This window comes from Vibrio sp. M250220 (assembly GCF_036533795.1).
In the GTDB taxonomy this organism is placed as follows: domain Bacteria; phylum Pseudomonadota; class Gammaproteobacteria; order Enterobacterales; family Vibrionaceae; genus Vibrio.
This window is the reverse complement of record NZ_JATABI010000042.1, coordinates 1-12026: the sequence shown is the minus strand read 5'-3', so window position 1 is coordinate 12026 and position 12026 is coordinate 1. Positions and strand designations below refer to the sequence as shown.

Annotated in this window: 16 protein-coding genes and 1 tRNA gene; 15 read left to right on the top strand and 2 right to left on the bottom strand. The window is 36.0% G+C overall.

The features are described from left to right. Positions 1-158: 158 nt before the first annotated feature. Positions 159-1217 (bottom strand): hypothetical protein, encoded by a 1059-nt coding sequence (locus QTN94_RS14380; protein ID WP_331428024.1) that lies wholly within the window; start codon positions 1215-1217, stop codon positions 159-161. Positions 1218-1219: 2 nt separating this feature from the next. Next, positions 1220-1534 carry a hypothetical protein gene (locus tag QTN94_RS14375; RefSeq protein ID WP_331428023.1) on the bottom strand — a complete coding sequence of 105 codons (315 nt, stop codon included), beginning with the start codon at positions 1532-1534 and terminating at the stop codon, positions 1220-1222. Positions 1535-3588: 2054 nt separating this feature from the next. Between QTN94_RS14375 and QTN94_RS14370 the strand changes: the two genes are divergently transcribed. From QTN94_RS14370 to QTN94_RS14300, 15 genes are all read left to right on the top strand, one after another. Then, complete coding sequence (locus QTN94_RS14370; RefSeq protein ID WP_331428021.1) at positions 3589-3912, top strand: hypothetical protein; 324 nt, start codon at positions 3589-3591, stop codon at positions 3910-3912. 144 nt (positions 3913-4056) lie between these two features. After that, a complete protein-coding gene (locus QTN94_RS14365; protein ID WP_331428020.1) occupies positions 4057-5523 on the top strand; it encodes a hypothetical protein in 1467 nt (488 codons plus the stop codon). A 14-nt stretch (positions 5524-5537) separates the two neighbouring features. After that, positions 5538-6197, top strand: coding sequence for a hypothetical protein (locus QTN94_RS14360; RefSeq protein WP_331428018.1), 660 nt, complete (start codon positions 5538-5540; stop codon positions 6195-6197). A gap of 45 nt (positions 6198-6242) precedes the next feature. Next, positions 6243-6395, top strand: a complete 153-nt coding sequence (locus QTN94_RS14355; protein ID WP_331428017.1) for a hypothetical protein — start codon at positions 6243-6245, stop codon at positions 6393-6395. Positions 6396-6855: 460 nt separating this feature from the next. Then, on the top strand, positions 6856-7380 hold the full coding sequence (locus QTN94_RS14350) for a hypothetical protein (protein ID WP_331428016.1): 525 nt from the start codon (positions 6856-6858) through the stop codon (positions 7378-7380). A 332-nt stretch (positions 7381-7712) separates the two neighbouring features. Continuing rightward, positions 7713-7874, top strand: coding sequence for a hypothetical protein (locus tag QTN94_RS14345; protein ID WP_331428015.1), 162 nt, complete (start codon positions 7713-7715; stop codon positions 7872-7874). A 46-nt stretch (positions 7875-7920) separates the two neighbouring features. Further along, a tRNA-Ile gene (locus QTN94_RS14340) sits at positions 7921-7999 on the top strand. Positions 8000-8335: 336 nt separating this feature from the next. Then, positions 8336-8962 carry a hypothetical protein gene (locus QTN94_RS14335; protein ID WP_331428014.1) on the top strand — a complete coding sequence of 209 codons (627 nt, stop codon included), beginning with the start codon at positions 8336-8338 and terminating at the stop codon, positions 8960-8962. Between the two features lie 121 nt (positions 8963-9083). Beyond that, positions 9084-9233, top strand: coding sequence for a hypothetical protein (locus QTN94_RS14330; RefSeq protein ID WP_331428013.1), 150 nt, complete (start codon positions 9084-9086; stop codon positions 9231-9233). 23 nt (positions 9234-9256) lie between these two features. After that, a complete protein-coding gene (locus QTN94_RS14325; RefSeq protein ID WP_331428012.1) occupies positions 9257-9652 on the top strand; it encodes a hypothetical protein in 396 nt (131 codons plus the stop codon). A 210-nt stretch (positions 9653-9862) separates the two neighbouring features. Further along, entirely contained in the window at positions 9863-10093 is a 231-nt protein-coding gene (locus QTN94_RS14320; protein WP_331428011.1) for a hypothetical protein, read from the top strand. A 61-nt stretch (positions 10094-10154) separates the two neighbouring features. After that, entirely contained in the window at positions 10155-10649 is a 495-nt protein-coding gene (locus QTN94_RS14315; protein WP_331428009.1) for a hypothetical protein, read from the top strand. A gap of 16 nt (positions 10650-10665) precedes the next feature. Then, entirely contained in the window at positions 10666-11361 is a 696-nt protein-coding gene (locus QTN94_RS14310) for a hypothetical protein (RefSeq protein WP_331428008.1), read from the top strand. A 27-nt stretch (positions 11362-11388) separates the two neighbouring features. After that, on the top strand, positions 11389-11673 hold the full coding sequence (locus tag QTN94_RS14305; protein ID WP_331428007.1) for a hypothetical protein: 285 nt from the start codon (positions 11389-11391) through the stop codon (positions 11671-11673). Between the two features lies 1 nt (position 11674). Next, the gene (locus tag QTN94_RS14300; protein WP_331428006.1) at positions 11675-11881 is read left to right on the top strand and encodes a hypothetical protein; all 207 of its coding nucleotides are present in this window, start codon (positions 11675-11677) and stop codon (positions 11879-11881) included. The last annotated feature ends 145 nt before the right edge of the window (positions 11882-12026 follow it).

Here is a 12026-nt window from a genome sequence, read left to right as displayed (position 1 = left end):
AGAGGATAACCATATCAGTATTAGGGGTATGCAGAGGATTAAGGAGGGGATCAGAGAATTGGGTTTAGTGGGAAAACTTATTATATCGAAGGGTAACTTTAGAAATTTGGGGTTACATTGAATACGAAGAGAGGGAGGCTTTACGCCTCCTTTCTTTATTACAATAAGTGTGTGTAATCTGTGATTTCTTCTGATACTGTGCCTTGATACTGGTTATCCTCTACAACATCCAATAAGGCATCATAAGCGATTGTTAGTGTTGATCTGTTTTCCTTGGTATCTTCTACCGTTTCTGTGTATCCGTCCTCCATCCACTCTTTAGGACAGGCACTACCTTTAAATTGTTTCTTTAACACAGCCTCAAAATCAGCAATCAATTGACCATCTTCTGAATGAATTTCACGGATGATTCTATAATCAAGTTTTGATTTACGGGCTTGTTGTTTAATACGGGCAAGAGTTTCGTTATTTGTGATACCTTTCTTCAAGTAACTTTTACCAAAGCCAAACCATTCAACTAAGTACAATCGACCATCTTTAGATGGATCATAACCTCCATTATTACAAGTTCGACAACGTGTGCCAGAATCTAAAAAATTAAAAAGTACCGTTTTACATTCGTGACCTTTTGAACACCTCCAATCAAATCTAGACTTAGCATTTTTATACTCACCGTCCCAACCAACAAACGATCCACCTTCCACGTTGAAAACTTTATTAATTTGGTATTCTCTCTGTTCTTGTGTCCACTGAGGAGAAACACTACATCTACAAGGAATACTACCCTTTTTCAAACTACTCCTAGCAGATTCAAATTTACCGTTACATAAGCCAACTTTTACATATTCATCATTTGAACATTTAGGACATTCAACAATCCAGTAGGTTTTTCTATCACTGCGGGTAAATTTAGTTCCTTCAATGAAAACACCAGTATTCATGAAATCTTTGATGTGTTGTGTTGTTGATATTAAGGACGGCTTTCTAACTTTACTAACTTTTCGTCTAACCTTTTTAACTTCTTTACACTTACAAGGTATTGATCCTTTCTCCAGTAAATCTGGTACACACCTATAAACAGAATCACACTCTGAATTTGAACACTCTAAAAGTAATAACTCTTTACCTGCTAAACCAACCTTACTATCAATTACGGTTAACTCTCCTTGTGGTGTGGGGTAAGTGTTCCCGATCATGTGTTGTAGTTTTAATTCCATCCTTAACCCTCCTTGTTTTTATCCCCGTACATCTTCACTAATTCATTCTTAATACGTGCTTTCTCAATCCTACCAGCAGCCCGTTTAATATCCTTCTTATACCTAGCTCTATTCATCGTCATATAACCACTAAAACTAGGCTCTAATGTGTATCCGTGGTCATACTTCATATAGAGTCGAATAGTACCTCCATCCACCCCACAAGCCATGTAACAAAGTACAATTTTAAGGTGTTCTACCATATCTGGGTATTTTTCATCGAAGTATATCTTAGCTACTGGATAGGCAAGCCTGATTGTGAAAGGGTTCACTCGCATATTAATTCCTCTTTTAGTCTTAAAGTGTATCACAAGATTAATTATAGCATGGGGTAAAGTGTGATCACAATCACATGATACGAAATAATGCAAAATAGCTTAAATTCTTAAATTTGAGGATCGCTGATTAGGAGTAAGAAACAGTAAAAAGTGTATAAAAATATCGCTTATTATCACGTACTACAGTCAATATTTAGCCTTATTCACTATTTAATTCTATTTATTTATACATTTATTATACACATCCCTATTTACCCCTGTTTACTGTATCAAAATATCTGTAAGTGTTTGAAAGATATAGTTAAATCTATAGTTAGTGATACCCAAAGCTATAGCAAAGTGGCAGTGAAAGCTATACCGAGTGATACAGTAGTTAGACTCGAATTTACCCAATTTTCTATAAAATTTTATAGCCCAAATATAAAGGTATACCCCTTTTTGTGTGTGATTCTGGGGAAAATATCTGTACAGAGTAGGTTTAATTTTATGAATTTCTATTCATCGAGATTGACCATTTAAGCACGCACCTATCTCCCCGTTCTCTCAGAATTTTAAATCGAGAAATATCTGATAACTTTCTCAACAATTCGATGATTGCATAGTTATTGAATAGCCTTCTTGCATGATCAGTTGGAAGGTTTGTTCCGGTCAGACTTCTTTATATTCTACTACTCTAACCTACCCGTAGCCCTTATAAATAAAGGCATTCAAGACATTCTCAGTATAATCACCTAACATTAGAATCCTCTAATTTTACGTAATATTTCTAATATCCACTAGGGTGTGATAATCCGTGTCCCTACGTAAAAAGTTAATAGCTTACCCTACTAAACACACTCAGATTTCACGTAGGAGCGCCTATACTTGACTAAGTTGTAGGGTTATTTAGTATGCAGATTACAGGGTAATTATGCACATATGTATTAGGTATGTAATTCTGTATGGTGTGATTTGTGTGATCATAAATGAGAATGTATCTCACTTGCAAATGATAATAATTCTTATTTGTATTTATATTTCGACATTTATCGAATTATTACGAGGTAGGAGGTTGCTTAGCTATCCACCTGTATAGTATAAATCGTCCCCATGAAGCATTTCAGCGACATAATGTTATATTGTAACAATTGTATTATCCGAGTAGATTCGGAATATAAATACTCTCTGTATGCCATTCTGTGAGTGTCTATACCTTATTGATGCAATCATACTCCTTCTATTGTAACTCTTGTCTGTGTGCTTCTCAGAGAGGTTGTGAGAGTTATTCTGTATGAATCTTAGTGATATCAGCACATCCTAAATCAGGTAATGTTACTAGTTATATGAGATTGGTTGATAGTAGTTACTAACGTAGGATACAGGCAGGGATTTCCCGTTCTCTATGGGATGGAACATACAGCTCTCTATGTGAGTGTGGATGCTGAATGGACTTTCGGTTAAAACTCCCTGTAATAGATAGAGTCTTAGATTTAGTTGGTTATAATTATGGTAATTCTTCCCTATCTTATTGATTTAATTGTATTACTTCCTATACCTCTAAAAACTCCCTGTAATAGATAGAGTATGTAGTTATTGATTAATTATTATATAGAATCCTTCTCATACATTGATCTTATTATCACTAATTCTACTCTTACCCTCTTATATTATGTGATGCTTGCATCACGAGTATTCACCTTCCCACAGTAACCTATTTGGACAGACACGAAATTATATGTAAGTAAAGTGTTTTAAGGTGGAATTACTAAAAACTAATATCTGGACATAACCTATGATCCGTGTCTCAAGTGTCATTACTACAAAACCAAGAAAAGTACAAGAATTAATTTAAAAATAATTGAAATTTCTTTCTTAGTGAAATCATACACTTAGCTGTAATCATGAGATATTGGTCACAATTAGAGTAGAAGCTCTAATAATAATCATGGCAATATATAAAGAGTAAGGACAAAACGATAGATATTCAGACACTCAACACATATCTTATTCAGTTCTGTAAAACTTCCTTCCCTCTATATAAGCAAACAATATCCATTAACAAGGAGGCACTTTATATGCCAGAAGAAATTTATCACACAGCCTTTACACAACAAGACTACTTGAAACCGTTACATTGGGAATTTGCTCAAGAGAAAGTAGAGCACATGCTGAATATGGACTTTAACCACATCTACACCATGACATGCTCACTATTACATAACGAATTGACAATATCAGCACTACAGCAAAGACGTACACGAGCTACTAAAGCAGGTAAGTTCAGAAAGGCTACTGAGATATTACTAGCAATAGAAGCATATAAGGCAGCCCAGAAAGATGAGGTTAAAACTTACGGGTCAGAATTCAAACTTGATGAAAACGGAGATGTAATTAAATGAAGGTGACACTAGGTTATAACGAATTATCTATCCTGATGCCATTCTGTAAAGACAACCAAATTAAACCACACCACGTAGTAAGCGAATTAATCAAATTACTAGAAGATGAAGAAACAACTACTTCCATAAAGGAGAAACTTAGTAATGCCACAGAAAATAAACACGGTTGATCATGAACACCGTCACCTACTCGCTATGGGCGTTCCAGTCCCTTTAGTTTGTGCAACTTATGAAGACCTTCAACTAGAACATAAAAAGCTGTGTGAGGCGCTTGGAGAGTATTACAACGTAGGTAAAAAGACATATAACGCTGAGGTGTGGTGCTACTTAAATGCCCTACTTTCTATTGAGAAGACTAACACAAACATTTTCAATATGAGTTTTGATGCTAACGATTATACGAAAGCAAACACCAGTAAAGACGGTAAGAAATTACCTAACCTCTACAAACTTTGTAATAAACGTATGAATAAGTTACTGGCGTATGAAGAGATCAAAGGGAATGTTTTTGTATGGAAGGGTTACACAAACCAATTCAGTAAGAAATCAGATACCACTTTTAGTAAACGTGCAGGTACATATGATGCAATGCAAACAGCTATCGAGGTAATGAACAATCCTTACGCTGAAAAGATGCAACCTTTAGATATTGCACCTATTAACGAATGTAAGTACCAAGTGGAATTAAGGATCGGTAAGGGTGACGATAAGCAAACAATACTTTTGCATGAAACTTCAGACTTTAATATTACTTTATCAGTGTTAGAGGCTTGGAATGAACTACTAGAAGATACCAGAATTACAGTTGGTGGTGATCCTGCTTATGTATGTTACAAGCGTATTCATCGGGATGAGGTTGGCAGTTACTCCCGATTCCATACAACAAACGGTTTCCAAACTATTAATAGTGACCTACGAGAACTTATTGAGCTAAATGATCTACCTACTTGTGAAATTGATATCAAATGTACACATCCAAGGTTTATTGCTACAGAATTAGGTATTGATTTACGGGATTATTCAGAAGTAGACGAAAATGGATTTGATACTTTCGATGCTTACGAAATTGATTATATTCCCGAAGGTGTAAAGCCTGAAGATTACAGACAATTCCTAAAGCTCTGCATGATGAAGATACTTAATGCTAAAGGTTCTAAAGAACAATGCGCTGTATCCCTCACACAAGGGGTTTTTGAAGATAGTAAGCATAAGGTCAAAGATCGTTGGTTTCCTTCCCTGCATGGCGTAGAGATAGATTACACAAGGGTTATCGACTCATTACTTGAAAAGAATTGGTACTTGAAAGATAAGGTATTCAAACAGGATGAGTTATGGAAGAGTTTGATGAATAAAGACAGTGAGATTGTTAATAGTATGATCGATGAACTCACACAAAAAGATATTCCTTGCCTTACCTACCATGACAGCTATTTAACGGCTACAAAGTTTGAGCAAGATATGATCACAGCACTTACTAATGCTTGGGTGAAGTTGTTCGGGTCTGATTTGAATTTACGTTATGACTATAAACACCGCAATGAAGCAAAGGTAAGAGGATCTTATCTACGTAACCTTGACTATTACAAGAAAGTAGAAAATTGGAAGAAATAAAGGAGAAATTAATTATGTATTCAGAAACTTATAAATGTGCGCTACAAGACCTACCGAAACAACTTTTAAAAGATGCAGATATTAAGCTTAAGGTTAAACCCATCACCTACCACGGTAAATACTTACGGGAGGTGTTTAAACATGAAGGGCTTTGCTTTCTACCTATTATCAGTACAGATCAACGGTATGCGTATGAATGGGAATCGGGAGAAGTTTATAGTCTAGTCCGTGACGAAAACAAACCTCATAAAATTAAACCTTTTTCTACAGAATGGGGTGATGAAGTTTACCGTATCCATGTTGGCGGCGAGTGGAAATATTTAGATAAAGATTGCATTGTTGAAGATGTATTGTGTGGACACATATTTACACCAATGACCAGAGAACAATATGAAGATTATAAAAAGGAATGTACATACTTTATGACATTAAGAGTTTTAGTTCTTGAGAATGGCGGTAGTAAGGTAGTGCAAGATTTGCTTCATAATATACTTGAGGATACTAAAAATCGATGGGTGACACCTTTAACAAAAGATGCCTTAACAGATATTAAGAATTTCGGAGAAGAGTATAAGAAAGCTCGAAAAGAACAACAAAAGCAACTTGAGATAGAAGCATTAGAAGAACAAGCTGCCCAAATCCAAGCCCAAATCACCACATTGAAATCACAATAAAGAAATTCCGGACAATTGTCCGGAATTAAATAAGGAGAACCACACATGACCAAAATTGAATATTCAACATATGAAGCCGCCCTTCAACACTTAGATGATCTACACAGGGGCTTAGTAGAGCATGATTCTTTCATTGAAAATTGTTGCCAAACCGTAGTCTTTGCATATGAAAATCAACTTACAGAAGAGGAAATTTAAATTATGAACCTAATCAAATTCCAATGCAGCAACAAAGATGGACTAGTATCAACACACTGTTTTACATTTGGTGAGAGTCAATTATCAGTGGATCACGTTAAAGAGAAAGCTACATTCAAGGCAGCTAACTTTGAGTTAAAAGTAGCTACAATCCCGAATGATACCAATGTTAATGCTGAATCTCACTAACACTTAAAATTAATGGTAAAGCTGTACCGTGTGAATACATGCAATTTCATGTGGAGTGGGTTGGTCTGGATAGACGCAGAGCTAAAGGAAAGAATAAATCAAACTTTGAGAAGACAATTGATATCTTAACAGCATTCTAAAAAGCCCCTCCCCTTACGCTACACAGCAACACAACACAATAATTAATACCTTTAGTCGGATACGTGCTTAACGCTCATCGTAGGGCATTCTACGTGCGTATTTCGGCTATATAATAATAGGAAGATAGACAATGGCAATCAGATATACAGAAGAACAAGTTAAAGCAATAGTAACTCAGCATGCAAAAGAAATCGGAGCAGAAATTATAAGTTTTGAACCAGATCTCTATTACTTAAAAGGTGGGGTTGAAAGGTGCAGAAAAGCCTCAAGCAGAGTTAGTTACAGACAAGGTGGTTATCCTGAAATTCGAGAGTGTTCTGTGCTTACTTTCCTAGCAAAACAAACCAAGAATTTTAAAAATGCTGAAAAGAGTAAGAAGAAGAAGAGGAAACGAGAGTTATCAGAAAAAGAACAACTACTACTATCGGAATACCGTGTGGCACTAACAACAGGGGAAGTAGTTCAGCTAGATCGTGCGGAGCTTAAAAAGTGGGAAGAAATGGTGACTAGTAATGATCCGATCATGAGGTCAATACAAGAGGGTTTGTTTTTGGCTTGGAAGTCTGAATTAAGAAGCTTGAGATATCACCGCCCAGCCAGTGAGGAAACTTTAAAGACTATTGAGGAATTCTACACTAGACAAGGCAAACAGTAGCCAACTGCTAAATTAATTTCACTTTTGCAAGAAATAATTCAATATTTGTGACATTCGTCATAAAAACTGTGTTATAATACTAAGTATAGAAGGGAAACAATAAACCGAATCCTTTCTTACTAAACTTACTTTGATTTATTTTTCATTTTACTAAATATTGATTATGAGTTTTTAGTTAGCAAGTTTAGGCTTTAACGATTAGCAACGGTATCATATAGGCTTCAGACACCTAGATACCTCCTCTCCTAAAGGAAGTCTTGAGCCTGATGGAAAAAGTCTTAGGGAAGTAGTTGCACCCTAAGCAACCCAATTCATAACACTAAGGTATCAATATGACGATTGATAATAAGAAGGTCGAATCATACTTACCTTGGTTCGATGGAAAATCAGCTAGACAGATTCGAGCTAGGCGCTATTACCTAAGTAAAGTATGTGCAATCGAATTACTGCATTTCCAATGTGCTTATGAGTTATATAAGTACGAAAACAAATAGTTATAGCACTAGGGCGCGGATCTTTGTACCAACCCCTATTTATTAAGTGCCTTTAGCTCAGATGGTTAGTTAGCAATCTGCTCATAACAGATAGGTCACTGGTTCGAGTCCAGTAAGGCGCACCATATTAAATCATAATCCCCTACTTATTACAACACACTCGACAAACGTAGCCACGCGATAAGGTGGTAACTTTAAAACTATATGCATGAATAGAGATGTGGATATTAATTATCCTCCCTCGTCGAATGTGTCTTAGCATGGACTGTTTATCCGTGCAACCCCTTTTGTAGTTACGACTACACACCCCCTTTTTAAATATCTATCTATCTTCCTTTTAGGTTGATTAGTCGAGCGTAGGCCATGATGAGCAGCGTGTAGACAAATTAGCCCATTCGTTTTTGTTTGGGCTTTTCCTTTTTATACAACACAACAACACTTATACAACAGAGAGAAATTATATGTCTATCAAAAAAGATACAACAGCAGCAGCAACTAAAGCAAAAGTGGCTAAAGTGGCACAACCTGAACTTAAATCCGAAGACCGTTTAGAGATTCAACAACAAATTCTGGAATCATATAGCTTTGACATTGAGCAAGCCACACAGCAAGCACTGGAAAGTATTAAAAACGAATTACTGATTAACTTTGACAATGGTCTTCGTTCGTTGGATGAATACAAAGAGTTAGCTTTACGCCCTATTCGATTTAACCTTAACCGTTACAATTTTTCAGGTGATGATCAATACCTAGCTACTATTATCGAGTTTAGTAAAGCAGGATTTGAATTATGTGATGATGAGTTTTCAGCATATAAACCTGTGGCGTTAATGGGTAAAGATGCAAGCACAATGAAAGTGGTTTTAAAAGCCCCTGAGAAACTACTCAACACTGAAGCTGAATTACTTGAACAATCACAAGCTATCGCTGAAGAAATGGCTACAGCAGCCCGTGAGGAGTTCTTTACTCTAGATAACATTACAGAGTTAGTTGAAAAACAACTTGAAGAGAATCGCGCTTACAACCTTAAGGTACAGCAAGAGGCTTTATCAGCGCGATTTGAAGCTAACATTCTAGGAGCTATGTAATGACTGACATTTTAATTTATCTGCAAGTTAATTACCCAGAAATCCGTGAATTAGTAATTACATACTTTAGTCTATAACAACGTCATAAGGGCAAGGACGCCCACGATATAAGGATCTGAACATGTATCAAATTGAATTAAATAATTACTACCTCATTGTAAGTCGTGAAGAATTTGAACTGTTCGGATCACTATCTGAATATGACCAAGAGGCTTACTTCAACCAACTTAGTAAAACCCGTCCATCTTATTTAGTGGATGATTACAGCTAACAATAACAAGAGGATAAAATCCCATGAAATACGATTTACAATTTGTACGTGAACACCGACTTAGTAAAACCGATATTGCTAAAACCCTTACATTAGGTAAGACAGCACTACACGGGGTCGATGGATACCTACCTAAAGGTAAAAACATTAATTATATCTCTGTGGTTTGTGGCTTACATAAATTGATCAAGAATTACCACCGCAGAGTTAAAAACAACGATGTGTTAAATCACACCTTAGACGCTTTCATCTTCGGCTACTTTGACTCTTTCATTTTAAATGAAGGTGAGGGTAAGATTTTTGATAATGCGAGTGCACCATTACAAGATTTAGCAGTGAAAATTCATAGTGACCCAGAGAAATCAGTGGATTATGTCAATTCGGCCTACGCTGTATTCCCCGATTGCTATAAATATTAAAAATAGTTCTTGGCACGGGGTTTGCATAACGTGTTATAATTATTACTAGAGGGGAACGTTTTTACTTCATGTAAAAATTCCTCCGCTTCCTCTCTCTCTTTGTTGGGATATTTAAGGTTGATTAAGTTTGACCTTATTTATCTTACCAACATTGTCTAGTATTACACGACAACCTACCTCAACACAGATACCTGATAATAAGGTGATTAAATGGAAAAAGAAATACAAAAATACCTTTTTACGGAAGGGTATCGCCACTCTATACGAACGGTCAGATTATTAACCAGAATTGCTGAACACTATAAAAGTGGTAATAAATTAAGTATCACGGAAGTTTGTAAGGAATTAGAGATACACAGATCCTACTGGTACGAACTTACAAATAAACACAAATCATTTTTAGAAGGATTGAAAAATGAAAAAATTAAAATTAAAAGGTAAATCAAACCGTAGAGTTTATTACTTTTTAAACAAATAACACAACAACAAAGAGAAGATAGATATGCGAGCAATGTTAACCCCTGAACAAAAGCAACACTTTACACACTTATTTGGTAAGAAAGATTTAGCCAAACTTACACGTCAATTCCAAGGTATTAAATCACGTTGTAAGGGTACTAAGATTTGGTATCAAGATGTTGAATGCAAGTTTAAAAACCTTGAAGAATTTTTATATTGGGTAGTAGAGGCAAGCTCAACAGGTATGCGTCAAGTTGATGAGAATTACCAGTCATTTCATGTGGCTAGGTTTGCTGATGTTGGGGATTACCAAGTAAATAACTGTGAATATGTATCAGGGGCTAAAAATAAGCAAGACCAAGCTTTTAAATATCAGGTTGTAGATACACATACAGGTAAACGTATCACCTCGCACAAGGGCTTAGTTACTATTCTGCAGGATGAATTCAACTTTACTAACGCAACCACTAACGCCCACCAATATGCCAACACTGATAAGCTATACAAAAAACGCTTTAAAATTATGAAATTGAAATAATAGGAAGATAGAAATAATGAAATACACATTAAATATTAAAATGTCTACAGGTCGTAAACTTCGAACTTATGAAATGGTTGATATCGGCTCGAATACTATTGAGTTTAGTAACCCAGAAGTTAACGACTTTAAAAATACTTTGAAGATGGTGTTCAACAATGAAGACACTACATTATCAAGTATTGTTATCACTGAGAAAGACGGACAAGCTATTGGTCAGAAGACTCTACAATTACCTGTAACAAGCGTTAGCTATAACGGTAAGACCTTCGTCAAGGAAATCTCTACATTCGCAGCAGCAAGCCGTGTGTTTGATAACAGTGTGTTTGATGAGATTGTAAAGGCTAATAAGAAACCAAGTGCTAAACCTAGTGGTAATAAAAAGCCTAGTGCAGCCCCTAAGCGTGACCTTGACCTGATTGTAAAGAGTAAGATTAAAGCTAAACAAAAGGTAGCCAGTAAAGCCTCAATTATGCGTCAGGATATTATCAAGGCTAATAGTAAGCAAGTCGAACACCTAGAAGTATTAATCCAAAAATCAGCAATTACAGATAGTCCAGAATTCAAAGAGTTGAAAGGTGGTTTGAAAGGTTTGAACTTCACACCACAAGCATTTGCAGAATTGGCTAAGTGTCTAAGTAAGGATTGTCCTGAAGCATTTAAAGCCCTCCTAGCTAAATTAAAGATCACTGGTAACAACGCTTCAATCTAAACACACAACACAACAAGAGAGAGAATTATGCACCATATTATTTTTGAAACTGAGTTAGAAATTCTAGAGTTGAAACACGATATCGCACACTATACCAACCCGATTAATATTAACAGTATGCTGTGGGATATGAGTGAGTGGTTTGATAACACACCAAGCGAACAAGTCTGGTGGGATAATGGCGTTGGTGGTGGCAAGGTTGCTTTCATGGAAAAGGTTAGCAAGGATTGGATCGAGAAGAAAGAAGAGTTAGAAATTCAGCTAAGTAAACTGCATGAAAAGTTAGAACACCTACAACAAGGAGAGAAATAATATGTACAGTGATAAGATTATTAAAAAAGAGTTCGAAGATACTTTTGTTAAAGCAGTTAAAATCAAACCTATCAAACAGCAACAACTTACTTTTAAAGTATTACGTTGTATTACTCCTTCTCTTGGTGGTCTAGCCGATGGTGTATTGAGTCAAGATCGTAGCTTAGTAATGGCTTCAGTGTTTAACATGCTAGCTCAAAATTCGTAAGCGTTCACCAGCACCGTGTTGACTAAGTGTTTAGGTAAAAACTCGTGTGTTTAAGATCGAGCACATTTGGGTACGGCTGCTGACGAACAACAGCATTGACTATGCGTGAAAGCGTATCAAGTGACGATATCTTTCGCTTTTTACA